This is a genomic window from Methylobacterium sp. NPDC080182 (assembly GCF_050281105.1).
GTDB lineage: Bacteria > Pseudomonadota > Alphaproteobacteria > Rhizobiales > Beijerinckiaceae > Methylobacterium.
In genome coordinates this window covers 54,321-81,183 of record NZ_JBNNWO010000021.1, presented here as the reverse complement: position 1 = coordinate 81,183, position 26,863 = coordinate 54,321, and the positions used below count along the sequence as shown (strand labels likewise).

Below are 26,863 nucleotides of genomic sequence, written 5' to 3'. Positions count from 1 at the left end.
CGGACGACGGCCATCTCGCTGCTGGCCATCCCGGTCTCGGTGCTGACGACCGCGGCGGTGTTCCACCTGTTCGGGCTGTCCATCAACACGATGACGCTCGGGGGGCTGGCCATCGCCATCGGCGAGCTCGTCGACGACGCGGTGGTGGACGTGGAGAACATCTACCGACGGCTCGGCGACAACCGGCGGGCGGCCAACCCGAGAGGCGTGCTCCAGGTGGTGGTGGAGGCCTCGAACGAGGTCCGCTCGGGCATCGTCTACGCGACGCTCATCATCATCCTCGTGTTCGTGCCGCTCTTCGCCCTGTCGGGCATCGAGGGACGCCTCTTCGCCCCGCTGGGCGAGGCCTACATCATCTCCATCCTGGCGAGCCTGCTCACCTCCATCACTCTGACCCCGGCGCTGGCGTCCCTACTGCTGCCCGGCCTGAAGACGCTGGAGGAGCACGACAGCCGTCTCCTGAAGCGGCTCAAACGCGGCAACGCCGCCCTGCTGCGGGTCGCATTCCGGCACCAGGGCCTGCTCGTCGGCACGGTCGCGGTCGCGGTGGTCGCCGCCGGCGTGGCGGCCTGGACCCTGCCGCGGGCCTTCCTGCCGCCGTTCAACGAGGGCTCGTTCACGGTCAACATGACCTTCAACCCGGGCATCTCGCTCGCCGAGAGCAACCGGGTCGGGCTGATCGCCGAGAAGCTGCTGCTCGACATCCCGGGCGTGAGGACGGTGGGCCGCCGCACCGGCCGGGCCGAACTCGACGAGCACGCCGAGGGCGTCCATGCCTCCGAGATCGAGGTGGCCCTCGACGCGGGTGCCGAGCGCCCGAAGGAGGCGCTGGTCGCCGACATCCGCGGACGCCTCGCGGCCCTGCCGGTCGCCGTCAACGTCGGCCAGCCGATCTCGCACCGGCTCGACCACATGCTCTCGGGCGTGCGCGCCGAGATCGCGCTCAAGGTGTACGGGGAGGATCTCGACGCCTTGCGGCGGATCGCGAACGCCCTGCGCGACCGGATGGCGGCGATCCCCGGCCTCGCCGACCTGCAGGTCGAGCGCCAGGTCCGCATCCCGCAGCTCGAGGTCCGCGTCGACTACACGCGGGCGGCCCTCTACGGGGTGCAGCCCGCGGCCGTGGTCGAGCAGATCAGCCGCCTCTCGAACGGGCGCGTGGTCTCGACGGTGGTCGACGGCGTGCGCCGCTTCGACGTGGTGCTGCGCCTGTCCGAGGACCGCCGAACCACCGCGGGCCTGGGCGACCTCCTTCTGGAGACGCCCTCGGGCTGGGTGCCGGCGCGCCAGGTGGCCGACATCCGCGAGACCGACGGCCCGAACCAGATCCTGCGCGAGAACGCCCGGCGCCGCATCGTGGTGCAGGCCAACACCGACGGCGGGCGCGACATGGCCACCGTCGTGGCGGCCATCCGCGAGGCGGTGGCGAAAGAGCCGCTGCCACCGGGCTTCTTCACCAGCCTGGAGGGGACCTTCCAGGCGCAGGAGGAGGCCAGCCGGACCATCGCGGTGCTCTCCGCGGTATCCCTGGCGCTCGTCTTCGCCATCCTGTTCAGCCGCTACAGGTCGGCGGCGCTCGCCCTGATCATCATGGGCAACGTGCCCCTGGCGCTGATCGGCTCGGTGGTCGCCCTGTGGCTGGCCGGGCAGCCGCTGTCGGTGGCGTCGATGATCGGCTTCATCACGCTGACCGGCATCGCGGCGCGCAACGGCATCCTGAAGATCAGCCACTACCTGAACCTGTCGCTGCACGAGGGCGTGCCGTTCGGGCCCGACCTCGTGGTGCGCGGCAGCCTGGAGCGGCTCACCCCGGTGCTGATGACGGCGCTCGCCGCCGGCGTCGCGCTGGTGCCGCTGCTCTACGACTCGGCGAGCCCGGGCAAGGAGATCCTGCACCCGGTGGCGGTGACGATCTTCGGCGGCCTCGTCAGCGCGACGCTGCTCGACACCGTCCTGACCCCCGTCCTGTTCCTGCGCTTCGGCCGCGCGCCGCTGGAGCGGCTGCGCGCCCTCCACGCCGACACGCCGGCCCACCCATCCCCGGACGGCGCGCGCCCGCGCCCGGCCGAGGCCTACTGACCCGCACAACCCAACTGATCCGCACAACCCAGGAGAACCGGGATGATCCTACCGAGACTGGCCCTGATCGCCGCCCTCCTCGCCGCGTCCGCCGTCTGCGCCCACGAGACCGCCGGCCAGCACGGCGGCCGTGTGACGGATGCCGGCAGATTCCACGTCGAGCTCGTCGCCAAGGGCGAGGCCGTCGACGTGTTCCTGTCCGACGAGGGCCAGAAGCCGGTCCCGGCCGCCGGCTTCAAGGGCACCGCCATCCTCGTCGTCGGCGGCAAGCCGACCCGCGTGCCGCTCGAGCCCGCCGACGGCAACCGCATGACCGGAAAGGCCGCGACCGCGCTCGGCGCGAGCCCCAAGGGCGCGGTGCAGCTCACCGGCCCGGACGGCGCGACCGCCAGCGGCAAGTTCAACTGACCCCACCGGGAGAGAACGATCCATGACGCACCTCCGCACCCTTCTCGCCGCCGCCCTGCTGTCGACCGGGCTGGCCGGGGCGGCCCTGGCGCAGGGCATGCACGACCACGGCTCCATGTCCGGCAAGGACATGGGCTCGATGAAGCCGAACCCGAAGGACGACGCCGCGACCAAGGCGTTCAAGGCCGCCGACACGGCGATGATGAAGGACATGGACATCCCCTATACCGGCGATGCCGACGTCGACTTCCGCAGGCACATGATCCCGCACCACAGGGGCGCGGTCGCCATGGCCAAGGTCGCGCTGACGCACGCCAAGGATCCGGCCACCAAGGCGATGGCGCAGAAGATCATCGACGATCAGGAGAAGGAGATCTCCGACATGGAGGCGTGGCTGAAGCGGCACGGCCAGTAGCCGCCCGCGCCGGGACCGGAGACCGGGGCGGTTCCGGCCCGCCCCGATGGAGGTGCCTCACGCCGCGCCGGAGCGGGGCGAGGCGCCCCCGCGCCTGACGCGGGCGCCGTTCCCGGTCAGGCGCGGGACGGGATGCCCAGTCCCGCCCTGGCGGCGCGACCGGGACCCGGCCGAGCGTCGACAGCCCGCGATCCCGGCCGCTTGACAGCGTGTTCGTTCTGGTCTGTTATTTCTGTCATGACAGAAATAACAGACATGCCGAGTCCCCTGCCGGCTGCGGTCGAGCGCTTCGTGCTGCACTGGGGCGATCTGGGCGGCCAGTGGGGCGTCAACCGCTCGGTCGCGCAGATCCACGCGCTCCTCTACCTCTCCGAGCGCCCTCTCGCCGCCGAGGACATCGCCGGCATGCTCGGCATCGCGCGGTCGAACGTCTCGAATTCCCTGCGCGAGCTGCTCGGCTGGAACCTGATCCGCCGCGTGCCCGTGATGGGCGAGCGCCGCGACCACTTCGCCGCCGAGACCGACCTCTGGGAGATGGTCACGCGCATCGCCGCCGGCCGCAAGGAGCGCGAGATCGATCCCGCCATCGCGGCCCTGCGCGCCTGCGTCGCCGAAGCGGACGCGGACCCGGCGCTCGGGGCGGTCGCCAAGCGGCGCCTGCGCGCGATGCTCGACTTCACCGAGTCGATGGAGCGCTGGTACGGCCAGATGCTCAACGTGCCCCGGGGCACGCTGGCCAAGCTCATCCGGCTGGGCGGCCGGATCGTGAAGTTCCTGCCGGCCAAGGCTGAGTGACGATCCGAGGGTCGTCCTCGGAGAGCCGGACCGATCGAGGGGCCCAGGTGACCGCGATGGGACATGTCCGTCGAGCCGATGCGGGGCCGTCCCGCGCGTTCTCCCCCGCCCGGTCGCTCACCGAGCCGGGCGACCTGCTGGACCTGCGCTTCCGGGCCCTGATCCCGGAACGCGCGTGGGCGAGCCTGTCGCCGGCCGTGCGCCGCCGCTTCGGGAAGCGGCTCGCGCAGGGGGCGAGCGCGGTCTATGTCGGCCACGTCGTCGCGATGGACGTCAGCCGCTTCGGCTGGCTCGTCGCGCAGGCGACGCGGCTGGTCGGCGGCCCGCTGCCTCTGGAACGCCAGACCGGCCGCGCCGGCGTCGTCACCGTCACCGAGGACCCGGATGGCGGCGGTCAGGTCTGGACGCGGCTGTACGCCCGCGCCTCCGGCTTCCCGCAGGTGATCCACTCGGCCAAGCGCTTCGCCGGTCCCACCGGCCTGGAGGAGCATGTCGGCGCCGGCGTCGGCATGAGCCTCACGGTGGCGGTCGAGGACGGGGCGCTGACGTTTCGCAGCCACCGCTACTTCATCGCCTGCCTGGGGCGCCGCCTGCACCTGCCGGGCTGGCTCACCCCCGGCGCGCTCACCGTCACCCACGCCGATGCCGGCGGGGACGCGACGCCGGGCGCCTTCCGCTTCATCCTCGACATCGCCCACCCCTGGTTCGGGCGGCTGATCCACCAGGAAGCGGTCTTCCAGGACGCCGAGCCGGCGGGGCAGGGAGAGGCGGCGTGAGCACGATCCTGGTCTTCGGCGGGTACGGCGGCTTCGGGGCTCGCCTGTCGCGGCGGCTCGCGGAGGCCGGTCACGACGTGGTCGTCGCGGGCCGCCGCCTAGCGCGGGCCGAGGCGTTCTGCGCGGCCCATCCTCCGTGCCGTCCCCTTCAGGCCGACCGCAACGGTGCCGTCGCGCCCCTGCTGGAACGCGTCCGTCCCGACCTCGTGATCGATGCGGCCGGCCCCTTCCAGGGCAGCGGCTACGATCCGCCCCGGGCCTGTATCGCCGCGGCGATCCCGTACCTCGATCTCGCGGACGGCCGGGCGTTCGTGACCGGCATCGGCCAGCTCGACGCCGCCGCACGCGCGGCCGGCGTCGCGATCCTCTCCGGTGCATCGAGCGTCCCCGCCCTGTCCGGTGCCGTCGCCCGTCGCCTGGCGCAGGGGATGGAGGCGGTCACCGCCGTGGAGATCGCGATCAGCGCCTCGAACCGCGCGACCGCCGGGACGTCGGTCGCCGCGGCCATCCTGAGCTACGTGGGCCGGCCGATCCGGCTCTGGCGCGGACAGCGCTGGTCGGCGGCTGTCGGCTGGCAGGCGTTGCGGCGCGAGCGCTTCGCCCTGTCCGACGGCGCGTCCCTCGGCCGCCGCTGGCTGGCCCTGGCGGACGTCCCGGACCTCGACCTCCTGCCCGATCGGCTTCCGGGCCGGCCGGCGGTCAGCTTCAGGGCCGGGACCGAACTCGCGGTGCAGACGATCGGCCTCTGGTGCGCGAGCTGGCCGGTGCGCTGGGGCTGGATCCCCTCCCTGCAGGGGCTCGCGCGCGGGCTTCTCCTGGCGCAGCGGCTGACCGCGCGCTGGGGCTCGGATCGGTCCGGCATGGTCGTCCGGATGTTCGGCACGGCCGCAGGGCGCCGCGTCGAACGGCGCTGGACCCTCCTGGCGGCCGACGGTCATGGCCCGGAGATCCCGGTGCTGCCGGCGGCGATCCTGGCCGAGCGGATCCTGGACGGTGCGATCGCGCCCGGGGCGCGCGACGCCGGGACCGCGCTCGACCTGTCCGATTTCGAGCCGAGCTTCGCGCGCCTGTCGATCCGCCACGACGTGCGGGAGTCGGGACAGGCCGATGCGCTCTACGCGCGCGTCCTGGGTCCGCGCTTCGCCGAACTCGCGCCGCGCGTCGCGGCCCTGCACGGCGTGCTGCGCGAGGCGGGGGCGCACGGCCGCGCCGTCGTGCGACGGGGCCGCCACCCCGTCGCGCGCGGCCTCGCGGCGCTCCTCGGATTGCCGGTCGCGGGCGCGCACGATCTCCACGTCGGTTTCAGCGAGTCGCGCGGGGTGGAGCGCTGGACGCGCGCGTTCTCCGGTCGCCGGTTCACGAGCGCGTTCTCCGAAGAGCGCGGCTGCGTCGTGGAGCGGTTCGGTCCGCTCCGCTTCAGGTTCGACCTCGCGCCCGAGGGCGGCGGCCTGCGCATGGTGCTGCGCGGCTGGTCCGTCGCGCGGCTGCCCCTGCCGCTGGCGCTCGCACCCCGCACCGCCGCCCGCGAGTGGGAGGAGGCGGGGTTGTTCCGCTTCGACGTCTCGATCGCCCTGCCACGCGTCGGGCTGGTGGTGCATTACCGCGGTTGGCTCGACACGGACGATCGCGCGGGCCGTCGATCCGGCTTCGTCCCGGGCGCAGAGCCGACCGCGCCGCCGCGGAGCGGACATCCGGCACAGGGCCCATCCCGGCCACCCGGCGGGGATCCCGGGTCGGTAACGGCCCTGCCGATCGCGTCATCGCGCGCCCGCGCCCCGTCCCGCAGCGGGCACGGTCCGGAGCCGCGTCACGGGCGGGTCTGAGCCGAGGCACCGCCATCGGCCGCGCGACCCTTCAGATTTGCGGCCGCCGCGGCATAGCCGCCACCGGCACCGTCGATGAAATGCATGTGCCCGCTGCCGGGGACCGGAGGGCTGATGCAGGTCAACTGCGCAGCCGACTGGCGCTGCAGGCCGAAATGGCAGATCCCCTGCGCCTCCGCGCCGGCGAGTTCCGCCTCGAGTCGATCGGCGAAGGCGCGGGTGCAATCCAGCGTCATCCGCAGCGCGTCATCGTACTTGCGGAAATCTGTGTTGCCCACGATCTCGCGCCGCAGAACGGCGGGATCGAACGCGCCGACCCGCACGCCCGTGCGGTAGATCAGGTATTCCGGTATCGATCGCGCCGCGAGGCGGAGCTTGGCCCAGAAGCGGCTCCTGCGAGAGCCCGGCATCGCCCGCAGTTCGAGATCCAGTCCCGCCCACGGTCCGCGCATCTCCGGTCCCGCGTCCTGCATCGGACGCGCGACCTCGGCGCTGATCTCGAGCCTCTGCAGGAGCTCCTGCACGAGTTGCCGGAAGGCCGGCGCGTCGCCGCTGTGCTGGGGCACGAGCATGAGCGAGAGCATCAGCTCGTGCCGGGGACGGATCTCCTGCCAGCGGCAGGAGAGGCCGGTCAGGTCGGGCTGGGTGCCGGCCTCGGCCGGTGCGATAGCGTGGTCGCCGGCCTTCATGGCCGCCTCTGCCCAGGGCAGCCCACCTCCGCTGAACATGGCATAGGAAACGTGGGCGCTGGGCGCGTAGCGCGCCACGCGCACGTCGAGCGCGCGATCGCGCACGGCCGAGACCGGCACGAGAGCGGTGCGCAGCTCCAGTTGCAGCGCCTCGCGGACCCAGCTGGCCGTCGCCGCCAGCGCGTCTCTCGCGGCGTCCGCGTCGTCCGGGGCGACGGCGAAACTGGCCCCGTCGCCGCCGAAGATGAAGGGGAATTCGCGCCGGCCGAGTGCGTTGGAGACCGCCGTGATGATGGCTGCGCCGGCCGCATTCACCGCCTTGTAGCGGCCAAGCCCGATCTGCTGCCGAGAGCCGACGACATCGGCCACGCCGAGCCACCAATCCGCGGGCAGGGGCCGGTAGAGGCCTGGATCCATGAGGCTGGAGAAGGCGGTGAACCGGGGCAGGCTGTCGTAGAAATCCGGGGCCGCGCGGCGTGTCGCCGGTTCGCGTTCCTGACCTGCACCCATCGATATCCCCACCGCCATCGCCCTGCTCCTCGGCGCAGCGCCAGGGCGCCGTGACGCGCCCGGATCGCGTCACCGATACCATCCTCGGTGAGACAACCCTCACCACGCCCACGTGCCGCCCTCAAGCGAGGGCGGCACGTGAGGTCCGAATTCGCGGCCGCTACGAGCTGTCGCTCGATCCGCGGCCGATGCGGCTCAGATCACGAGAGTCGGGCGGCATCCCCGGGACGGATGGGGCTGGGGTCGCCGTCACGGATCCCGTCGTCGGAGCGAGGGGTTGCGGGATGGAGTCGGTCAGCCGGCCGCCGCCGCGCGTGCAGCGGCGGCCGATCGCGTGACGGAAACGCGATCCGTCGAAGATGGTCGCTCAGCTAGCCGCACACGCGCTCATGGCCGAAGAAGACAGGATTGTAGATCGCGCGGCAGTCGCCGAAGTTCGGGCCGAGGAAGGAGCTGTTCGCGGGATAGCCCCAGCTGAACCCGCCGAAGCGCCGACGGAATCCACGGTGGTAGAAATGGCGATGGTGACCGAACCCGCCGTGCCTGAAGCCTCCGTGCCCGAACCCGCGATGGCCGAAGCCTCCGTGATGGCCGAAGCCTCCGTGTCCGAAACCGCCACGGCCAAACCCGCGGGCGTCGGCACTGGCGGCACCACCGGCCAACGTCGCGGCCGCGAGACCCGCCACCATCAACAACTTCGTCGAGATCATCTTCATCGTGCGTCTCCCTGTTGGGGTGAAGGTACTCTGCCGCCGACCGATGGCCGGTCGCTGTGATCCCGGTCACAGAAGCCCGGACGCGGGGCTCGACGCGGGATCCCTCGCGGGGGCTCGGGTGCGCGCTTCGACCGAACCTCGACCGGTCGGGACGACCGCGAACTCCGACGCCGCGGCGGGCAGGCAGTCCGCGCCGTCGACCGCGCCGTTGGCCGCCACGTCGGCCGCGTCGGCCCCGCGCGTGCGATCGCTCTACGGGCGCTGCCCCATCACGAGCGTGACCGGCTGGCCCGCGAAAGTCTCGACCGCGGTGAAGGCGCGTGCGCGGAGTTCAGCCTCCATGGCCGCGCCTTCCCACAGATGTCCGCCGCTGCGGGCTAGCCGCAGAGCAGCGAGCGCGGCGGCCGCGGGATCCGCCGGCGGAGCGTAGAGTCCGACCACCAGATACCCCCGCGGCTCGAGCGCAGCCGTGAGTCGATCGAGCGCTGTTCGGGCCGCGTCCCGGGAGAGGAAGGGTGCCGGAAGCCACGTCAGCGAGTAGCCTGCCGAATCGTCGAACCGCGTCACATCCTGCAGACGGAGTTCGATACGGCCGTGAAAGGGGCTCGCCGCCACGTTCGCGCGCGCCAAGGCCAGGGCCGGCTCCCAGATGTCCAGGCCGACGACCCGCAGCGAGGGCCAGTGTGCCGCGGCCTCCAGCGCGATGCCGCCCACGCCGGTGCCGACATCCAGGAAGCGCCCGGTGAGTGCGGCCGCGAGCGACGGGCGCTCGGTCGACAAGGCCGCGAGGCGCCGCACGACGCTGCGCGACGCCTGGCCTTGAGCCTGCAACATCGCGGGATCGCGAACCTGCCAGACCGGCGGCCGCTCCGGGTGATCCAGCAGATCCCGCGCCTCCTCGAGCGCGTGGGTGACGGATGCCAGGAGCGCGGACACCTGCTCGGGTTCGAGCTCACCGAGGCCGCCCGGGATGACGGCGGCGACCACGTCGCGCAGTCGGCGCGCCACCTCGGGATCGACCACCCTCGCGTCTTCCTTCGCACCTTCCCGCGCGTCTTGCCGCAATCGCAGGGCCGCACCGATCGCGGCCAGCCCTCGCGCCGCGTTTCCCATTGCGCGCAGCGTGTGTTCAACCGTGTCGATAGCCATCCGCGACCGCCGAAGTGATGATCGCCACGACGCGTCGTGGCACCCGAACAGGACGGCCCGGCATCCTCGGAAAGAGGCCGGGCAAGGATCCGCGGTGTCTTTCCCGACCCTGAGCCCGTGGATCACCCACCCGGGCGCTCCTCGACAGCGGCTCAGGGGACCTCAGCGCTTCCGGCCGTCACACGCGGCCTGATCGGGCCGTCCGCGACGGCGCGGTGCGTCGCGATTCCGGGGACGGGATCGACGCCCGGCTCGGCCGGTGCGATGTCCGCGCGACGGGGCGTCCTGAGCGAGCCCTCCGGTCCGCCGATCGTGCTCGCTGCGGCGACGGGCGTTACAGGCCGTGCGCCCGCTTCAGCATCTCGGCGGCCCGTTCGCCGATCACCGCGCACGGCGCCTGGGTGTTGCCGGTGGTCACGCGGGGCAGGATCGAGGCGTCGGCGACCCGCAGGCCGTCGATGCCGTAGACCCGGAGCGCCCCGTCCACGACCGCCAGCGCGTCGCGGCCCATCCGGGCGGTGCAGCTCTGGTGCCAGTAGGTGACGGCGGCATCGCGGATGTAGTCCGCCATCGCCGCGCCGGACAGCGGACCCGGCATGGCCTCGGCGCGCACGTACGGGCGGAACGCCGGCGCGTTGCCGAGGGCGCGGCAGAGATCGACGCAGGCCGCGGCCGCCGTCACGTCGGCCGGGTGGGACAGGAAGTTCGCCTCGATGACCGGCGGCGTCGCCATGTCGGCGCTCCGCAGCCGCAGGCGGCCGCGGCTGGCGGGCTGCGCGAGGCCGGCGAACATCGTCCAGCCGTGGGCCGGAACGCCGCGCGCCGCGGTCTGCTCGCTCGGAACCGGAAACTCGACCTGGCAGAACAGCAGGTCCGGCGCCGAGAGGCCGGGCCGACTCGTCCAGTACAGGGTCGCCTCGCTGCCGCTGTTCCGCGGCGCGATCGGGTCGGCATATTCCCAGGTGCAGCCGAAGGACACGTGGTCCTGAAGGTTCTGTCCGACGCCGGGCAGGTGCTGCACCGACGGGATGCCGAGCGCCCCGAGCTCGTCCCGGTCGCCGATCCCCGAGAGCATCAGCACCGTGGGTGTGTGGATCGCCCCCATCGACAGGACCGTCTCGGCACGCGCGCCGACCGTCCGGACCGCGCCCGCGTGGACGAACTCGACCCCCGTGGCGCGGCGGCCGTCGAAGGTCACGTGGCGGACGAGCGCGTCCGTGAGGACGGTCAGGTTGGGGCGGTCGAGCCAGGGATGGACGTAGGCGCGGAACAGCGAGACGCGCCGGCCGTCGCGGACCAGCATGTCGGTGATCGCCGCGCCGCCGAGCCCCTCCATCATGCGCCCGTTGGGGTTGTCGAAGGTCGGGATGCCGAGGTCCCGCGCGGCGTCGAGCAGGGCGTGGGCCACGGGGCTGGGATCGGAGGCGGGCTGCACCCAGACCGGACCGCCGCTTCCGCGATGCGCCGGATCGGGGGCGCCGCGCCAGTTCTCGATCCGCCGGTAGATGTCGAGGACGCTCTCGTAGCCCCAGGCCGCGTCGCCGGCCTCGGCGGCGAAGGCGTCCCAGTCGCACCGGTGGCCGCGCGCCCAGACCATCACGTTGACGCTGGAGCCGCCGCCGAGGCCCTTGCCCATCGCCATGGAGAGCGTGCGTCCGTTCAGGTGGGCATTCGGCTCCGCGCGGAAGCCCCAGTCCCGCGCCCCGCCGAGATTGGTCGGCCAGAGGGCGGGATCGAGCACGGCCTCGGCGTCGTCCGAGCCGCCCGCCTCGAGCAGGAGCACCTGCACCTCGGGGTTCTCCGCCAGCCGCCGCGCGACGACCGACCCGGAGGCGCCCGCGCCGCAGACGACGAAGTCGTAGGCCGGTTTCAGGTCGGCGGTCAGCCGGGCCTGGTTCTCCCCCGCCCGCCGCGCGAAATCGGCCCGGTCGAGGGCGTCTGAAGTGCTCATGATCTGGAAGGTCTCACCTGTAGCAGCGGATCGGAACGATCTCGGTCAATCGAGGATCGGGCAGAAAACTCCGACGCTCACGTCTCCGCGCTCCAGCAATCGCCTCGTCGGGATTGCCGGAACATCAGTGGCGCCGCGATCGGTCTGCCGCGCGAAGCGGCGCGCACCCGGCGTTCGACGCGCGGATCGATAACGCAATGCTTCTGTTACAGGTGGATTTCGGCGCGTGACCGCGCGCGTTACATGGGACACGGTTTTTCGTCCGCGCCACAAGCTGGCGAGCGGGCAGGGCGGATCGGCGGATCGAGCGGCAGGACACGCGAAAGCGGCGAGGCTCGCACCCCGCCGCTCGCGTCAGTCTCGTTGTCCGTTACCGGCTGGCCGCCGGCATCCTGCCGGGTTCACAGGCCCATCAGCACGCCGGCCGAGCCGACGACGGTCATCATGAGGCCGCCCAGGAAGGCGCCGATCATCGCGTAGGAGAAGGCCTTCAGCATCGTGTCCCCCGACCTCAGCAGCGGTTGCCGCCGGCGGTCTGGCCGTACTGCTTGACCGGGAAGTTCTGCTGGTTGGCATTGCCCTCCGCGGCCGAGCTCTGCGGGCAGGTCCAGGGGTCGCGGTCGTAGCGGCCGCCGAACGGAGCGCCGAACGAGCCCGTGGTTTCGACATCGTAAGGCGTGGAGCCAGTCCAGGCAGGACGATCGTAGGCCATGGCGGACGAGATCGGAGCTACGGCGAGCATGAGAGCGGTGACGGTAGCGGCGATACGGGTCTTCATAGGCTAATTCTTGCTCCTTTACGCAGTACAGTCCGAGACTTACGGCCCATTTCATCTTGCGTGACACTGATATGGGGGCGATTGTCTCGGAGCGACGTGCCGCTGCGCACGCGGCGTCCGGGATTAATCGCGCCGGCGGCGCAGCTGTGACCGCGCGTGACCAGGCTGTCCCTGCCGCCGGCGTCGCGGCCGCCCGGCAGACTGCGCTCACGAAGGCCCGCTCATTGAACCAGACGCGCGCTTCAGGTCTTCCCTCCATGCCGAGGCGATCCATCTCCGCCGAGGCATGGAGGAGCTCTATGCGCATTCTCGTTCTCGCCGCGCTCGCAGGTGTCGGCCTCGGCGTACTGGCCGTCCCCGCCTCGGCCGTTCCCGCGGGCCCCGCGACCGGCCTCTCGTCGCCGTCCGACATGCTCACCGACGTCCGGATGAGGCGCCATCACGTGCGGCGACACTCGATGTCGCGGGTCCAGCGGCGCTATCCGGGTGCGAGCTTCGTCCGGAACAAGACCCCCGGCTCTGCGGGCGGCAGCAGCCGGGGTAACGGCGTTACCGGCAGCTACGCCGCGCCCAGCGGACGGTAGGCCCCCACACTCGCGCAACGCGGCCCGCCCGGCCGCGGCGGGCTCCGCGCGCGCCATCGCCGTCACCGGATTCCCGCGCGTGGGACCGGGGGCGGCAGACGGCGCAGGCGGGATGCCCCCCCGCGGCCGGCGATCCCGCCGGCTTCCGGTTCGAGCCGGCGCCCTGCGCCCGCGCGGGCGAATGGTGGCGGATGCGTCGGGCTCTCAGCGCGCCAGTCTCGCGGGGAGCACCGTCGGCGCCGGGCTCGACGCGTTCGACGCCGCGAACGACGCGACGAAACCGGCGAGGGAGCGCACATTGTCCGGCTGCCGCGGGTCCCGAGCAACCGCGGCTGCCTCGCGTTCCAGCCGAAGGTTACAGGCCTTTGTCGGAAGTCCGATATCCGGCGTGCAGGCGTCGTGGCGGGCGCAGGCTGCGTCGAGGGCGTCGATAGGCGGCAGAGGCGCGTTGTTGCCGGGGCCGCAGTAGTTGCCGTGGATGAGGAACTTCGGCCCGCCATTGGCGGCCGGCTGTGCCAGGGACGGCGTGGCCCACGCGGCGGCGAGGCAGACGGGGGCGACGAGGCCTATGACGGTGCGAGTCAACATGGTGGAGACCCTCCAGCACCTGCGCCGCACAAATCCCATCGGCGATGACGGTGCGAGACACGATTAAGCACCACACATCACGGCGCGACGTGCTCCGGAGCACCACCCCTATTTGGATGACGTCCTACCCGCATCGCGGACATCGCGGACATCGCGGTCGCTGCGTCACCGCAGCGTCCGCGACATCGCGCGGCATCACGGAGGTCGGGCCCCGCCGCACTCTCCCCCTCTGCCTCCTCTGCCGATCGCGTGTCGGCACCTCTGTCGTGCAGACACGCCTCGCTCGGCGCGAAGAGGCGGGGCATCGGGCTGCTGACTGTGGTAGACATCACCGCATGCTCGCTGGCGATCCAGCGTCTCACGGCCTTCAGGGAGAGTCTCAGTGGCGCGTCCGGACCTCGGCACGAAGCGTATCTGCCCGACGACGGGGAAGAAGTTCTACGATCTCGGCAAGAATCCCGTGATCTCGCCCTACTCGGGCGAGGTCGTGCCGATCGCTGCCGCGACATCGTATTCCAGGGGGAGCGCTCCCGTCGTCGCGCGCAAAGAGGCGCCGAGCGACGAAGAGGACGAGACGGAGGGCCCCGAACTCGTCTCGCTGGACGAGGTCGAGGCCGAGGAGGCCGAGAAGGACACGGACAGCAACGCTGAGGATGACGACGCGCTCGACATCGAGGACGACGGGGAGCAGGTCGACGACGACAACCTCGTCGTCGATGAGGACGATGACGACACCAGCGATCTCGTCGAGGTCAACGACGACGATGACGACCAGTAGGCCCGCCCGCCGCCGCCGGTCGTCCGGCGGACGGGCGCGGGTGGCCGCAATCTCAGGCGCTGTTTGATCGGGTGGTGGGGCGGCTCATGAGCAGGGCCGCCCGCACCGCCATGCGGCGCGACGGCTCGTCGGACTCGGTGTCGACCACGATCGCGGGCGCGGAGGGGTGGGCCGCGACGGCCGCCGCGAGATCGAGCACGTGGTCCGGACCGATGGCGTGATCCTGGGTGGTCGGTTCTGCCAGGTAGGCGTCGACGGCGGCGCCGACATCTTCGATGGCGATACGCTCGGCGGTCACCAGATCCCAGAGCGTGGCCTCAACTGACATCCGCGGCGTATCGCACCTCGCGCGAGAGCATGCAACAATGTAACAACGGCTGGCTCGCGGCGCCGGCAGGCCAGCGCGTCCGCGGGATCAGGGCCCGTCGCGCAGGGGACCGATGCAGGCCGCAACCGGGTGGCCGGCCGGCGCGAAGTGATCCAGGAGCCGGTCCCCGGACCACAGCTCGGCCAACAATCCCTCGGCCAGCCTGTCGGCCTGATGCCTGGCCTCCGCGTCGTCGCGGGCTCGGATGAGGACCGTGCCGCGGTCGCTGCCGTCCGCGCCGAACCGGTGCAACCGGTAGGCCGAGCCGGAGCCTCGGCGTTTCCCGGGGAAATCGATGAGGTCGGCCATCGCGGGCTCACGGCTCCGTAGGAGGGGGCACGCGTCCCCCAAGCCGCCAGAACCTGAAGTCTGGCCGATCCGGCGACGGATCGAGTGTAAGAGGGCCGGGACGCGAAGGATAGAGTGCGACGGACGCCCGCTCGCTGCCGAGGCAAGGCCGTCAGGGCCGGAACGCGGCCCAATCAACGTTCAGGAAGGGTCAGACCGTCGGGCCGGCGGAGGTCGCGATCCACACCACGTGCCGCGGGCCGCTGCGCCCGTTCGCGTGGGGGCGAACCTCTTCGACGGCGAAACCCGAGCGCTGGAGGCGCGCCTTGAACTTGCGGTCGGGATTGGCCGACCAGACGCCGAGCACCCCGCCCGGCCGCAGCGCCCGCCGCGCCGATTCCAACCCGTGCTTGCCGTAGAGGCGATCGTTCTCCGGGCGCACGAACCCTTCCGGTCCGTTGTCGACATCGAGCAGGATCGCGTCCCAGGCGGCCGGGCCGCACCGGATAAGGTGCTCGACATCGGCTTCGCGCAGATCGACGCGGGCGTCGTCGAGGCAGCCGGCGAAGACGCCCGCGAGCGGTCCGCGCGCCCAAGCCGCGACCGTCGGTACCAGTTCGGCGACCGTGACGCGCGCCTCTGGCTCGAGGTTGCGCAGGGCCGCGCGCAGGGTGAACCCCATTCCGAGGCCGCCGACGAGCACCCGCGCCGCGCCCCGCCCGCGCACCCGGCCGCAAGCGAGGATCGCCAGCGCCTCCTCGGAGGCCCCGCGGGTGCTGTTCATCAGCTCGATCGTGTCGGCGACGATGGAGAACTCGTGGCCCCGCTGCATCAGGTGCAACGGGGTCCCGCCGGGAACGAGGCCGGTGTCGATGTGCATCCAAGATGTCACAGGCGTCCCTCTGTGGGCCGGCGCCATGGATATTCCGGCAAACGGGAAGGATGGGTTATGAGACGCGCTCCTGACCGCGCGTCGCGCCTGCAAGACGCAGGGGCCGCGACGGCGTTCGCCTCGTCCGAGAAGCCGGCATATCCCTCATGGCCAAGCGTACCAAGTCTCTGCCGAAGGTGCAGGGGTTCGTGCTGTTCGACGTCACCTACGCCGACGGCAGCCGCGCCTCGAATCGGCGCGTGCCGGCCGAGATCCTGGGCGGCCTCGACGGCGACGAGCCGGCACGCACTCTCATCACCGAGCAGGAAGAGGAGATCGCCCGCAAGTCGGGGAGGCCGATGCGGGAGATCGAGAGCCTGACGCGGTCTCCTGCCCCGAGTTCGAAGCCCGATCTGTGACGAGCGGCCCCGATACAGGCCACTCGTCGCGCGGTGCTCAGCCAGCCTTCAGGTTGGCGGCGCTCTCCTTGCCGCTGCGGCGGTCCGCCTCGACGTCATAGGAGATCTTCTGACCCTCGTTGAGGGAGCGAAGGCCCGCACGCTCGACGGCCGAGATGTGAACGAACACGTCCTTGCCGCCATCGTCGGGCTGGATGAAACCGTAGCCCTTGGTCTCGTTGAACCACTTCACGGTGCCTGTAGCCATGGCTGTATCCTGGTCGTCACCGGCTCGCCAACGTGGCGGGCCGTGACGCCTGAACGAGCCGCCGCGGCCGCCTGTTCCAAGGGCACTCGCGATCAGGAGCCTCGGTTGAGACCCCCGCGCCCTCATCCGCCGACCTCAGGCCGAACGGTCCTGGGCCAGGCTCTGCCGAGCCGGCCAGCGCGGGCACCGGCCCGCTCCGCGGCGCGATCAGGGTCGCTCCGTGCGGGGCCAGACGCCGCCTTCCGTCACGATGATGTCCATGGGGACGTCGTGCGCCTGCGGGTGGATCGTCGCGAGCCGCGCGAGCTCGAAGCCGACGCCGATGACCCGCGGCTTCGTCGACCTGGACGCGATGGTCCGGTCATAGAAGCCGCCGCCGTATCCCAGGCGGTACCCTGCCTGATCGAAGCCGACGAGCGGCGCGATCAGGACGTCCGGGTCGACAATCTCGCCCTCTGCGGGAACGGGTATGTTCCAGACGCCGCGGATCATGCGCTCGCCCGGCGACCAGACCCGGAACTGGAGCGGGCGCGCCTTCTCGACGACGACCGGAAGCGCCAGTCGCGCCCCGCTTCCGCGCAGCTCCGTCAGGAGGGATCTGGCGTCGACCTCGCCCCTGAAGGGCCAGTAGAGACCGATCGATAGGCCCGATGGCGAAGGTAGAGCGGCTCGGAGACCCTGCTCGATCCGCTCGCTCCGGGCGGCGCGGTCCTGGGCGGAGATGCCGACCCGCCGCGCGATGAGCGCGGCGCGGGTCTCCTTTCGCCATTGCCGCACGCTCGGCCAGTCGGATGCGGCGCTCTCAGGACCGCAGGGTTCGGAAGGCCGAGGCTCCGCCGCCGGGCCGACGAAGTCGGGGCCGAGCTCGTGCATGAAGCAGGGTGGAGAGCTGTACGCGCCGAACGCGGAGTGTTCGGGCGCCGCGGGTTCCGGGGGCGTCTCAGGCCGCTCGGTTGAATGCCCGACCACGATGATCTCCCTCGCGACGGTGGACCCGCACAGTCCTGGGTGACCTCGGCCAAACGCGCGCTCGGCACCTCCGGTTCGGTGAAGCGGATCGCGACGTCCCGCGCCGCCCCGACCCGGCCGACCATCGTCCCTGGCCGGTCTCCGAGCCGCACGATGGCGAATGCCGGCGAGATCCGCCGCCCACCCTCGCGGATGCCCGGGACGGGCAGGCGCGCGCGTCGACGGCGATCCGGCGCTTCGACCCGGGGATCCAGGGTTCAGCGCGTCACGGGCGCGCCGGCGCTCGGGAAGAACAGCTGCTCGCCGCCGACCTTGTAGCCAGCGATCGCCTGCTGCCCCTCCGGTGAGACGAGCCAGTCGATGAAGGCCTGTCCCTGCTTCGCCTTCACGCCGGGGTGCCTGTCGGGATCCACCAGCATCGCGCCGTAGGGGTTGAACAGGCTCCGGTCCCCCTGGACCAAGATGACCAGGTCGGCGCGGTTCTTGAACGCGAGCCACGTCCCCCGGTCGGCGAGGATGTAGGCGCCGAGGGCCGAGGCCGTGTTGAGCGCGGGGCCCATGCCCTGGCCGACATCCCGGTACCAGGGGCCGCGCACGGCCGCGAGATCGACGCCCGCCTCCTTCCAGCTGCGCAGCTCGGCGCTGTGAGTGCCCGAGCGGTCCCCGCGCGACACGAACGCCGCCTTGCTGGCCGCGAGCTTGGCGAAGGCCTCGCGCACGCCGAGGCCGCGCACGCCGGCCGGATCGGAGGCCGGGCCGATCAGCACGAAATCGTTGTACATCACGTCGTACCGCCGCTTCGCGAAGCCCTCGGCGAGGAACTTGTCCTCGGCCGGACGGTCGTGGACCAGGACCACGTCGGCATCGCCGCGGCGCGCCGCGTCGAGCGCCTGTCCCGTGCCCAGGGCGACGACCTTCACGTCGATCCCGGACGCCTCCCGGAAGAGCGGGAGGATGTGCTTGAACAGGCCGGACTGCTCGGTCGAGGTCGTCGAGGCGACGACGATCGACACCGGTTCGGCCTCGGCCGGCGGCAGGCGGGCAGCCGCGCTCAGGAGCGCGGCCAGTCCCAGGGTCAGGAGGCGGCGACGAAAGGCGTCCACGGCAATTCCCCAGCGAGGTAGGCCCGCGCCTCGGACGTCCGGGGCGAGAACAGGATCTGTCGGGCGGGACCATGCTCGACGGCGCGGCCCGAGGCCAGCACGATCACCGCGTCGGCGAGGCGCGCCACCTGCCCGAGATTGTGTGAGACGAGCACGACCGTGGTGCCCGCCCGCGCCATCGCGGACACCAATCCCTCGACGATCTCGGTCGAGGCCGGGTCGAGGTTCGCGGTCGGCTCGTCGAGGAGGAGCAGGTCGGGGCCGACCGCCCAGGCACGGGCCAGCGCCAGCCGCTGCTGCTCGCCGCCCGAGAGCCGCGTCGCCGGATCGCGGGCGCGCTCGGAGAGGCGGACGCGGGCCAGCGCCTCCTCCACCCGCGCGGCCCGCGCAGGACGGGGCAGGTCTCCGAGAGCCAGCGCGACGTTCGCGGCCGCGGTCGCGCGGATCAGCGCCGGCCGCTGGAACACGAAGGCCCGCCGGTGCGGGCCGACCTGCACCGTGCCGCCGTCGGGCCGCAGGAGCCCGTCGACGACCCTCAGGGTGACGCTCTTGCCCGCCCCGTTCGGTCCGATGACGGCCGTGACGCTGCCCGCAGCGACCTCCAGGCAGAGACGGTCGAGCACCGTCCGACCGTCGAGGACCAGGGTCACGTCCTTGAGGCGGATGGCCGGCGTCGCGCTCATCCGTACACCCGCGCGGCGTGCCGGCGGAGCAGGGCCACGGCGACATTCACCACCAGAACGACGCCGATCAGCACGAGGCCGAGCGCCAGGGCGAGGCTGAGATCGCCCTTCTGGGTCTCCAGCGAGATCGCCGTCGTCATCGTGCGGGTATACCCGTCGATGTTCCCGCCGACGACGAGGACCGCGCCGATCTCCGAGATCGCCCGGCCGAACGCGGCGAGCGCGGCGGTCACGAGGGAGAAGCGCACGTCGTAGATCATCGCCGCGGCCTGACGCGGTGCGGAGAGCCCGAGGGAGCGCAGCTGCTCCCCGAGTTGCACCCGGGCGTCGGCGACGACCTGCTGCGTCAGGGCGGCGACGAGCGGGGTCGCGAGCGTCGCCTGCGCGGCGATCATCGCGGCGGGGGTGAACAGCAGGCCGAGCGGTCCGAGCGGACCGGAGCGGGACAGGACGAGGTAGAGCGCGAGGCCGACGAGCACCGGCGGCAGCCCCATGAAGGCGTTGAGCAGGCCGACCGCGGCGCCGCGTCCGGGGAAGCGGGCGACGGCCAGGAAAGCGCCCAGGGGTATGCCGAGCACGAGACCGATGCCGACGGCGGTGAGGCTGACACGCAGCGACAGCCACGCGATCGCCAGCACGTCCCGATCCAGGCTGAACAGGCGGGAGAGGATGTCCTGGAGCGTCTGCATCATGCCCCCGGGCCGGTCCTCGGAAATCGGACGAGGCGGATGGCGAGATCAGCCGTCGAGGCCGACCTCGTGACGCAGGTTCGGCGGAATGGACCTGTCATGCCTGTCAGGGGAGCGCGCGCGGGTAGGCGGTGAGCATATCGCCCGGGGCGACCGTTGTCGTGTCGGCGGGTCGGCCGCCGCGCCGGCCCTTGATCATCGAACCCGGATGGCGCATCGCCGCCACGATGATCCGGAATGCGTCCTCGGCGCTGGTCCCGCTTCGGGAGGCGGCGATCCTGCTCAGCGGCGCGGCGGCTCCCGTCGAACCCGCGACCGTCCCGCTCGCAGCGGCGCTCGGACGCGTCGCCGCGCGAGCGGTCGTCGCGCACGCCGCCGTGCCCGCGGGCCCGACGGCGATGCGGGACGGCTTCGCGGTCGAGGCCGCCGCGGTGGGCGGCGCGTCGGCCTACGCGCCGATCTTCCCGGCGCGACCGCCACCCTGGGTCGAGGCGGGACAGCCACTGCCGTCGGGCACCGATGCCGTCCTGCCCCCGGAGGGATTCGCGGACGGCATGGTCGTCGCGGACATCGCCCCGCGGGAGGGCGTGCGCGGAGCGGGGGAGGACGTCGCCGCCAACGCGCGGCTGATCGAGGCCGGCACCCGGATCGAGCCCCTTCACCTGCTCGTCCTGGAGGCGGCCGGCCTGGAGGCGGTCGACGTCCGTCAGCCGCGCTTGCGCGTCGTCACCGCCGGGACGTCCAGCCTCGATACCGTGTCGCCCCTGCTCGGGCGTCTGATCGCGCGGGCCGGCGGGGCGACCGAGGCGGTTCGCGCCCGGGGAGTCGAGGAGATCGCCGAGGCCATCCGCGGCGGCACGGCGGACGCGGTGCTGGTGGTCGGGGGCAGCGGTTTCGGCCGCTCGGACCACAGCGCGGCGGCCCTCGCCCGCGCCGGAGACGTCCGCGCGCACGGCATCGCCCTGCGGCCCGGGGAGACCACCGCGGTCGGCTCCGCGGCCGGCAGGCCGGTCCTCCTGGTGCCCGGGCCTCCCGAGGCGGCGCTCGCCGCGTTCCTGGCCCTCGGCCGTCCGCTCATCGCGCGGCTCGCCGGCGCGCGGGAGCGCTCGCCGCGGCGGCACGTCCTCCTCCGGAAGATCGTCTCGTCGATCGGTCTGTCCGAGGTCGTCTTCGTCCGGAGCGGGTCGGACGGCGTGGAGCCGCTGGGCGGAGCCGGCCTTCCGCTCGGTCGGTTGGTGCAGGCGGACGGCATCGTCGTGGTCGAGCCGGAGAGCGAAGGCTTCCGGGCCGGCGAGGAGGTAGAGGTTTGGGCCCTGTGAGCGCCGACGCGGACCGTGACGGGGCGGCGGATTTCGTCGCGCGCCTCGCCGCGGCCTCGAGCCAGGAGCAGTTCCTCCGGGTGATGAGCCGGGACGACGCGCTCGCGCGGTTCCGGGCGGCGGTCCCGCACGCGCGCCTGCCGTCCGAGACGGTGTCGTTGGACGACGCGCTCGGGCGCGTTCTGGCCCGCGACGTCGCCTCGCCGATGGACGTCCCGCCCTTCGACCGGTCCCTGGTCGACGGTTTCGCCCTGCGCGCGACCGACACGGAAGGCGCCGGGCCGGCGAGCCCGCGGCGTCTCACGCTGAACCGCGAGATCCTCGCCTGCGGCGTCGCGCCGACCGTCGTCGTCCAGCCGGGAACGGCGACACCGATCGCCACCGGCGGCGTGATCCCCCGCGGCGCCGACGCCGTGGTGATGGTCGAGCACACGGAGTTCGACGCCCGGAGCCTCGCCGTCGATGTCCTGACCGCGGTGCGGCCGGCGCAGTTCGTGGGCTATGCCGGGGCCGACATGGCCCGCGGCGAGACGGTGCTGCGCGCGGGAACGCGGATCACCGCCCGCGAGATCGGCATGCTGGCGGCGTGCGGCCTCGCGGCCGTCGACGTCACCGGACGCCCGCGCGTCGCGGTCCTGTCCACGGGGGACGAGCTGGTCGCACCGGGCGAGCCCCTGCCCGAGGGCGCGATCTACGATTCGAACGGCGCGATCATCGCGGCCGCGGTGACCGAGAACGGCGGGGAGCCGGTCCGGCTCGGGATCGTGCGCGACGAGGCTTCCGTCCTCGAGGCCGCCCTCCGGTCCGTCCTCCGGGACAGCGACCTCGTCGTGCTCTCGGGCGGCACGTCCAAAGGCGCCGGCGACGTGTCGCACCGGGTGCTGTCCCGCCTCGGCGAGCCGGGAATCCTGTTCCACGGCGTGGCCCTGAAGCCCGGGAAGCCGCTCTGCGTGGCGGTGGCGCAGGGAAAGCCGGTCATCGTCCTGCCGGGGTTCCCCACCTCCGCGATGTTCACCTTCCACGACTTCGTCGTGCCGTACGTGCGGGCGCTCGCCGGGTTGCCGCCGCGCGAGGACGAGACGATCGCGGCGCGGGTGTCCCAGCGGGTGCCCTCCGAACTCGGCCGCACCGAGTTCGTGATGACCTCGCTCGCCCACGGCCCCGAGGGGACGATCGCCCTGCCGCTGCCGAAGGGCTCGGGTTCGGTCACCGCCTTCTCGCAGGCGGACGGCTTCTTCGCGGTTCCGGCCGCGCGCGCCGGCGTCGAGGCGGGGGAGGGTGTCGCCGTGGTCCGCCTGGGCGCCGGTGTGCGGGCGCCCGACCTGACGATCGTCGGCAGCCACTGCATCGGCCTGGACCGGGTGGTCGGCCTGCTCGGCGAGCGCGGCTACCGCGCCCGCACCATCTGGGTCGGGTCGGCCGGCGGCCTCGCCGCCCTGCGGCGCGGCGAGTGCGATGTCGCCGCCATGCACCTCTTCGATCCCGAGACGGGCCGTTACAATGCCCCGTTCCTCACCGAGGGCCTGTCCCTCGCGCCCGGGTGGCGCCGCCTCCAGGGCGTCGTGTTCCGCCGCGGCGACGCCCGGTTCGAAGGGCGCGACGCCGCGGACGCGGTCGCCTCCGCGCTCGCCGACCCCGACGCCGTGATGGTCAACCGTAACGCCGGATCGGGCACGCGCCTGCTCGTGGACGGGCTGCTGAACGGTGCCCGGCCGGCGGGGTTCTGGAACCAGCCGCGCTCGCACAACGCCGTCGCCGCGGCGGTCTCGCAGGGCAGGGCGGACTGGGGCGTGGCCATCGCGAGCGTCGCGGATGCCTACGGGCTGGGCTTCCGCCCGCTGACGGAGGAGGCCTACGACCTCGCGTATCGCGCGGACGCGCGGGAGATGCCGGCGCTCGCGGCCTTCCTGAGCCTTCTGGGCGAGCCCGGGACGGCCGCCGCGCTGCGCGCTCTGGGCTTCACGCCCGCCGCGTGAGCCGCGTGACGCGCGCACCGTTGGCTGGCCTCGACGGAACGGGACGGACGATCCTGTCGCCCGCCGGGATGATCGACACGGCCGTTTCGCGTAGGGACGCCTGCGAGGCGCTGGGGCCTCCAGCGAAGCGGCGGTGTGCGTTGGGCGAGGACACGAGCATCAGTTTGCGGATCGAGCTCGGCTCGGACACCCTGCTGGGACCGGGCAAGGCCGCCCTCCTGAGCGGCATCCGCGACACCGGCTCCATCGCCGCCGCGGGGCGCCGGATGGGCATGAGCTACAAGCGAGCCTGGTACCTCATCGACACGTTGAACAAGGCGTTCCAGGAGCCGCTCGTCTCCGCGAGCAAGGGCGGCCGCCGGGGCGGCGGGGCGGTCCTGACCAGCACGGGCGACGCCATCCTCGACAGTTACCTGCGCATGGAGCGGCTCGCCTCGGAGGCCGTGGCGGGCGAGCTCGACCTTCTCGCCTCGCTGATGAAGGTCGATTCGTAGGAGCCAGGCCGCGCGGAGGCGCGCCTCCGTGGGGAGCGGTCTCTCGACGGTCGGGCGTCGGCTTCGGTCTGTGCAGCCCGCTGCGTCATCGCGAGCGCAGCGAAGCGACCCAGGGCCGCGCGACATCTGTCAGCGTCGCGCCGACTGGATTGCTTCGCTGCGCTCGCAAGGACGGCACCGGGCTGATCGACCGGAAACAGCATCAGCCCGCTGCGTCATCGCGAGCGCAGCGAAGCGACCCAGGGCTGCGCGACATCTGTCAGCGTCGCGCCGACTGGATTGCTTCGCTGCGCTCGCAAGGACGGCACCGACTTGATCAACCGGAAACAGCATCAGCCCGCGAGCCCGCCGCCAGGGGCCGGCGGCACGCCTGGGCGCGCCGCCGGAGATCACACCGCCTACTCGGCGGCCATCGCCGTGTGGACGGCGGAGGCCCGGGCCGCGCAGAACTTGAACTCCGGGATCTTGCCCATCGGGTCGAGCGCCGGGTTCGTCAGCAGGTTGGCCGCGGCCTCGGCGTAGCAGAACGGCATGAAGATCATGCCGACCGGCACGTCGCGGTCGGAGCGCACCTTCAGGTGGACGGCGCCGCGGCGCGTCTCCAGCTTCATCGTGTCGCCGGGCTCCAGCCCGAGCCGGTAGAGCTCCTTCGGGGCCATGAAGGCGACCGCCTCGGGCTCCAGCGCGTCGAGGACGCCGGCGCGCCGGGTCATCGATCCGGTGTGCCAGTGCTCGAGCACGCGGCCGGTCGACAGGACCATCGGGTAGTCCTCGTCCGGCAGCTCGTCCGGGGGCACCACGGCGGCCGGGACGATCTTCGCGCGCCCGCTCTCGGTGGGGAAGCCGGCGTAGAAGATGATCTCGTTGCCGGGCTGGTCCGGCGCGTCGACCGGGTAGGTCACGGCGCCCTCGCGCTCCAGGCGCTCCCAGGTGATGTTGTTGAACGACGGCATCACCATGGCCATCTCGCGGAAGATGTCGGCCGGGCCGCCGTAGTTCCAGGGCAGGCCGAGGCGCTTCCCCAGTTCCTGGATGATCCACCAGTCCTGCCGCGCGTCGCCCGGCGGGGACACCACCGGCTGCGAGATCTGCACGCGACGGTCGGTGTTGGTGAAGGTGCCGGCCTTCTCGGCGAAGGCGGAGGCCGGCAGCACCACGTCGGCGTGGAAGGCGGTCTCCGTCAGGAACAGGTCCTGCACGACGAGGTGGTCGAGCATCGCCAGGGCGTGCCGGGCGTGGTTCAGGTCCGGGTCGGACATCGCGGGGTTCTCGCCCTCGACGAACATGCCCTTGATCTCGCCGGCGTGGATCGCCCGCATGATCTCGACGACGGTGAGGCCCTTCTGCGGGTCGAGCTTCTGACCCCAGAACTCCTCGAACATCTCCCGCACCGCGGCCTTCTCGACCGACTGGTAGTCCGGGTAGACCATCGGGATCAGGCCGGCATCGGACGCGCCCTGGACGTTGTTCTGGCCGCGCAGCGGATGCAGGCCGGTGCCGGGGCGCCCGATCTGCCCCGTGACGAGGGCGAGCGCGATCAGGCAGCGCGAGTTGTCCGTGCCGTGGACGTGCTGGCTGATGCCCATGCCCCAGAAGATGATCGAGGACTTGGCCCGGGCGTAGAGCCGGGCGACCTCGCGCAGGGTCTCCGCGTCGATGCCGCAGACCGAGGCCATCTTCTCCGGCGTGAACTCGACGATCTTCTCCTTGAGCGCCTCGAAGTTCTCGGTGTAGCCAGCGATGTACTGCTCGTCGTAGAGCCGCTCCTCGATGATCACGTTGAGCATCGCGTTGAGCATCGCGACGTCCGAGCCGGGCTTGAACGCGAGGTGCTTGTAGGCGTGCCGCGACAGCACCTGCCGGCGCGGGTCCATGACGATCAGCTTGGCGCCGCGCTGCTTCACGGCGTTCTTGAGGAAGGTCGCCGCCACCGGGTGGTTCACGGTCGGGTTGGCGCCGATCACGATGATGACCTCGGCGTCGAGCGCCGCCGAGAACGGCGCCGACACGGCGCCCGAGTTCAGGCCCTCCATGAGGGCGGCGACCGACGAGGCGTGGCACAGCCGGGTGCAGTGGTCGACGTTGTTCGAGCCGAACCCGAGCCGCACCAGCTTCTGGAAGAGGTAGGCCTCCTCGTTCGAGCCCTTCGCGGAGCCGAACCCGGCGAGCGCCTTGCGGCCATGGGTGTCGCGGACCGTCTTGAGGCCGCCGGCGGCGCGGTCGAGCGCCTCCTCCCAGGTCGCCTCGCGGAAGTGCGTCCACGGGTTGGCCGGGTCGACCTGGTCGTTGGCGTCCTTCGGGACGTTGTCCAGGCGGATCAGCGGCGCCGTCAGGCGGTGGGGGTGGTGGACGTAGTCGAAGCCGAAGCGGCCCTTCACGCAGAGCCGGTTGTGGTTGGCCGGGCCGTTCACGCCCTCGGCGTAGACGATCCTCTCGTCCTTCACCTTGTAGGAGACCTGGCAGCCGACGCCGCAATAGGGGCACAGCGAGGTCACCTCGCGGTCGGGATAGACCGTCCGGGTGTTGTGCTCGGCGTCGAGGTAGGCGGACGGCATCAGCGCGCCGGTCGGGCAGGCCTGGACGCACTCGCCGCAGGCCACGCAGGTCGAGCCGCCCATCGGGTCGTCGAAGTCGAACACCACCTTCGCGTCGGCCGAGCGGTAGGCCATGCCGATCACGTCGTTGACCTGGACCTCGCGGCAGGCGCGGACGCAGAGGTTGCACTGGATGCAGGCGTCGAGATTGACGCTCATGGCCGGGTGGCTGAAGTCGCCGGTCCAGCGCTCGGCCGCGGGGAAGCGGCTCTCGGACACGTCGAGGAAGTCGGCCTGCACCCAGAAGTGCGAGGTCGGGTCGTGCGAGGTCGCGCGCTCGGGCTGGTCGGCCACGAGCAGCTCGAGCACCATGGCGCGGGCCTTGGTGGCGCGCTCGGTCGCGGACTTGACCTTCATGCCCACGGCCGGCGTGCGCTTGCACGAGGCGGCCAGCACGCGCTCGCCCTCGATCTCGACCATGCAGGCGCGGCAATTGCCGTCCGGGCGGTAGCCCGGCTCGGGCTTGTGGCAAAGATGCGGGATGTGGGTGCCGAGGCGCTTGGCGACGGCCCAGATCGTCTCGCCGGGGGCAGCCTCGACCTGCTGTCCGTCGAATTCGAACGCGATGGTCGGGGGGGCGGTCGGCCGCTCCTTGAGATCGTGCAGGCCCGACGGCTCCGGGGCCGCCTGGCCGCCCGCCTTCGCCCCTTCCGAGTAGGAGCCGCCGGCCCCCGGCTTCGGGCCCGGCGCGGGGCCGCCCGCATCCTGCAGTCCGTCGGCCCGGATCTCGGCCTTCTCGGTCTTGTCGCCGCGCTGTTCGGGGGCGTTGCTCATGCGGCCGCTCCTGGCTCGGACATCGGGATAG

At 72.2% G+C, this 26,863-nt stretch carries 27 protein-coding genes; 12 read left to right on the top strand and 15 right to left on the bottom strand.

Annotation, left to right across the window (positions count from 1 at the left end):
• The 6 genes from ACQKQD_RS28780 to ACQKQD_RS28755 form a co-directional block, all read left to right on the top strand.
• Window positions 1-2,079, top strand: a 2,079-nt coding sequence (locus tag ACQKQD_RS28780; protein WP_427510258.1) for an efflux RND transporter permease subunit, incomplete at its 5' end; no start/stop codon positions are given.
• A gap of 42 nt (window positions 2,080-2,121) precedes the next feature.
• On the top strand, window positions 2,122-2,487 hold the full coding sequence (locus ACQKQD_RS28775) for a hypothetical protein (RefSeq protein WP_020094869.1): 366 nt from the start codon (window positions 2,122-2,124) through the stop codon (window positions 2,485-2,487).
• Between the two features lie 22 nt (window positions 2,488-2,509).
• Window positions 2,510-2,902: a CopM family metallochaperone gene (gene copM, locus ACQKQD_RS28770; protein ID WP_427510257.1), complete on the top strand. Its 393-nt coding sequence runs from the start codon at window positions 2,510-2,512 to the stop codon at window positions 2,900-2,902.
• Between the two features lie 237 nt (window positions 2,903-3,139).
• A complete protein-coding gene (locus tag ACQKQD_RS28765) occupies window positions 3,140-3,697 on the top strand; it encodes a GbsR/MarR family transcriptional regulator (RefSeq protein WP_056530495.1) in 558 nt (185 codons plus the stop codon).
• Window positions 3,698-3,753: 56 nt separating this feature from the next.
• On the top strand, window positions 3,754-4,473 hold the full coding sequence (locus tag ACQKQD_RS28760; RefSeq protein ID WP_091927613.1) for a DUF4166 domain-containing protein: 720 nt from the start codon (window positions 3,754-3,756) through the stop codon (window positions 4,471-4,473).
• On the top strand, window positions 4,470-6,296 hold the full coding sequence (locus tag ACQKQD_RS28755) for an SDR family oxidoreductase (protein ID WP_427510256.1): 1,827 nt from the start codon (window positions 4,470-4,472) through the stop codon (window positions 6,294-6,296). The genes ACQKQD_RS28760 and ACQKQD_RS28755 overlap by 4 nt, the downstream gene beginning before the upstream one ends.
• Here ACQKQD_RS28755 and ACQKQD_RS28750 read toward each other — a convergent pair.
• From ACQKQD_RS28750 to ACQKQD_RS28730, 5 genes are all read right to left on the bottom strand, one after another.
• On the bottom strand, window positions 6,281-7,495 hold the full coding sequence (locus ACQKQD_RS28750) for a DUF3095 domain-containing protein (RefSeq protein WP_427510255.1): 1,215 nt from the start codon (window positions 7,493-7,495) through the stop codon (window positions 6,281-6,283). The genes ACQKQD_RS28755 and ACQKQD_RS28750 overlap by 16 nt on opposite strands.
• A gap of 371 nt (window positions 7,496-7,866) precedes the next feature.
• Window positions 7,867-8,211, bottom strand: a complete 345-nt coding sequence (locus ACQKQD_RS28745) for a hypothetical protein (RefSeq protein ID WP_091978525.1) — start codon at window positions 8,209-8,211, stop codon at window positions 7,867-7,869.
• A gap of 252 nt (window positions 8,212-8,463) precedes the next feature.
• The gene (locus ACQKQD_RS28740; protein ID WP_427510254.1) at window positions 8,464-9,360 is read right to left on the bottom strand and encodes a methyltransferase domain-containing protein; all 897 of its coding nucleotides are present in this window, start codon (window positions 9,358-9,360) and stop codon (window positions 8,464-8,466) included.
• 334 nt (window positions 9,361-9,694) lie between these two features.
• Window positions 9,695-11,311: a GMC family oxidoreductase gene (locus tag ACQKQD_RS28735; RefSeq protein ID WP_427510253.1), complete on the bottom strand. Its 1,617-nt coding sequence runs from the start codon at window positions 11,309-11,311 to the stop codon at window positions 9,695-9,697.
• Between the two features lie 511 nt (window positions 11,312-11,822).
• A complete protein-coding gene (locus tag ACQKQD_RS28730) occupies window positions 11,823-12,089 on the bottom strand; it encodes a hypothetical protein (protein ID WP_042672249.1) in 267 nt (88 codons plus the stop codon).
• A gap of 299 nt (window positions 12,090-12,388) precedes the next feature.
• Between ACQKQD_RS28730 and ACQKQD_RS28725 the strand changes: the two genes are divergently transcribed.
• The gene (locus tag ACQKQD_RS28725; RefSeq protein ID WP_020094858.1) at window positions 12,389-12,673 is read left to right on the top strand and encodes a hypothetical protein; all 285 of its coding nucleotides are present in this window, start codon (window positions 12,389-12,391) and stop codon (window positions 12,671-12,673) included.
• A 204-nt stretch (window positions 12,674-12,877) separates the two neighbouring features.
• Here ACQKQD_RS28725 and ACQKQD_RS28720 read toward each other — a convergent pair whose 3' ends face one another.
• Window positions 12,878-13,261, bottom strand: a complete 384-nt coding sequence (locus ACQKQD_RS28720) for a hypothetical protein (protein ID WP_042672250.1) — start codon at window positions 13,259-13,261, stop codon at window positions 12,878-12,880.
• A gap of 382 nt (window positions 13,262-13,643) precedes the next feature.
• Here ACQKQD_RS28720 and ACQKQD_RS28715 point away from each other — a divergent pair, with 382 nt between their 5' ends.
• Window positions 13,644-14,039: a TIGR02300 family protein gene (locus ACQKQD_RS28715; protein ID WP_020094856.1), complete on the top strand. Its 396-nt coding sequence runs from the start codon at window positions 13,644-13,646 to the stop codon at window positions 14,037-14,039.
• A gap of 52 nt (window positions 14,040-14,091) precedes the next feature.
• Here the strand turns inward: ACQKQD_RS28715 and ACQKQD_RS28710 are convergent, their stop codons facing one another.
• The 3 genes from ACQKQD_RS28710 to ACQKQD_RS28700 form a co-directional block, all read right to left on the bottom strand.
• Window positions 14,092-14,367, bottom strand: a complete 276-nt coding sequence (locus ACQKQD_RS28710; RefSeq protein WP_091927619.1) for a hypothetical protein — start codon at window positions 14,365-14,367, stop codon at window positions 14,092-14,094.
• Window positions 14,368-14,454: 87 nt separating this feature from the next.
• Complete coding sequence (locus ACQKQD_RS28705; RefSeq protein ID WP_020094854.1) at window positions 14,455-14,715, bottom strand: hypothetical protein; 261 nt, start codon at window positions 14,713-14,715, stop codon at window positions 14,455-14,457.
• 190 nt (window positions 14,716-14,905) lie between these two features.
• Window positions 14,906-15,574 (bottom strand): spermidine synthase, encoded by a 669-nt coding sequence (locus ACQKQD_RS28700; protein WP_427510252.1) that lies wholly within the window; start codon window positions 15,572-15,574, stop codon window positions 14,906-14,908.
• A 158-nt stretch (window positions 15,575-15,732) separates the two neighbouring features.
• On the opposite strand from ACQKQD_RS28700, the gene ACQKQD_RS28695 reads away from it, so the two are divergent.
• Window positions 15,733-15,984: a hypothetical protein gene (locus ACQKQD_RS28695; RefSeq protein ID WP_020094852.1), complete on the top strand. Its 252-nt coding sequence runs from the start codon at window positions 15,733-15,735 to the stop codon at window positions 15,982-15,984.
• Between the two features lie 37 nt (window positions 15,985-16,021).
• Here the strand turns inward: ACQKQD_RS28695 and ACQKQD_RS28690 are convergent, their stop codons facing one another.
• The 5 genes from ACQKQD_RS28690 to ACQKQD_RS28670 all read right to left on the bottom strand — a co-directional run bounded on the left by ACQKQD_RS28690 (window position 16,022) and on the right by ACQKQD_RS28670 (window position 19,678).
• Complete coding sequence (locus tag ACQKQD_RS28690; RefSeq protein ID WP_020094851.1) at window positions 16,022-16,231, bottom strand: cold-shock protein; 210 nt, start codon at window positions 16,229-16,231, stop codon at window positions 16,022-16,024.
• Window positions 16,232-16,438: 207 nt separating this feature from the next.
• Window positions 16,439-17,104 carry a 5-formyltetrahydrofolate cyclo-ligase gene (locus ACQKQD_RS28685; protein ID WP_427510263.1) on the bottom strand — a complete coding sequence of 222 codons (666 nt, stop codon included), beginning with the start codon at window positions 17,102-17,104 and terminating at the stop codon, window positions 16,439-16,441.
• A 353-nt stretch (window positions 17,105-17,457) separates the two neighbouring features.
• Window positions 17,458-18,303 carry a substrate-binding domain-containing protein gene (locus ACQKQD_RS28680; protein WP_427510251.1) on the bottom strand — a complete coding sequence of 282 codons (846 nt, stop codon included), beginning with the start codon at window positions 18,301-18,303 and terminating at the stop codon, window positions 17,458-17,460.
• Window positions 18,276-18,986 (bottom strand): ATP-binding cassette domain-containing protein, encoded by a 711-nt coding sequence (locus tag ACQKQD_RS28675; protein ID WP_427510250.1) that lies wholly within the window; start codon window positions 18,984-18,986, stop codon window positions 18,276-18,278. Before ACQKQD_RS28675 ends, ACQKQD_RS28680 begins: the two co-directional genes overlap by 28 nt.
• Window positions 18,983-19,678, bottom strand: coding sequence for an ABC transporter permease (locus tag ACQKQD_RS28670; RefSeq protein WP_427510249.1), 696 nt, complete (start codon window positions 19,676-19,678; stop codon window positions 18,983-18,985). Before ACQKQD_RS28670 ends, ACQKQD_RS28675 begins: the two co-directional genes overlap by 4 nt.
• 224 nt (window positions 19,679-19,902) lie before the next feature.
• On the opposite strand from ACQKQD_RS28670, the gene ACQKQD_RS28665 reads away from it, so the two are divergent.
• From ACQKQD_RS28665 to ACQKQD_RS28655, 3 genes are all read left to right on the top strand, one after another.
• Window positions 19,903-20,994 (top strand): molybdopterin-binding protein, encoded by a 1,092-nt coding sequence (locus ACQKQD_RS28665; RefSeq protein WP_427510262.1) that lies wholly within the window; start codon window positions 19,903-19,905, stop codon window positions 20,992-20,994.
• Window positions 20,991-22,970 (top strand): molybdopterin biosynthesis protein, encoded by a 1,980-nt coding sequence (locus tag ACQKQD_RS28660; protein WP_427510248.1) that lies wholly within the window; start codon window positions 20,991-20,993, stop codon window positions 22,968-22,970. Before ACQKQD_RS28665 ends, ACQKQD_RS28660 begins: the two co-directional genes overlap by 4 nt.
• A gap of 164 nt (window positions 22,971-23,134) precedes the next feature.
• Window positions 23,135-23,464 carry a winged helix-turn-helix domain-containing protein gene (locus tag ACQKQD_RS28655; protein WP_091681636.1) on the top strand — a complete coding sequence of 110 codons (330 nt, stop codon included), beginning with the start codon at window positions 23,135-23,137 and terminating at the stop codon, window positions 23,462-23,464.
• Window positions 23,465-23,862: 398 nt separating this feature from the next.
• Here the strand turns inward: ACQKQD_RS28655 and fdhF are convergent, their stop codons facing one another.
• A complete protein-coding gene (gene fdhF, locus ACQKQD_RS28650) occupies window positions 23,863-26,832 on the bottom strand; it encodes a formate dehydrogenase subunit alpha (protein WP_427510247.1) in 2,970 nt (989 codons plus the stop codon).
• Window positions 26,833-26,863: the final 31 nt, after the last annotated feature.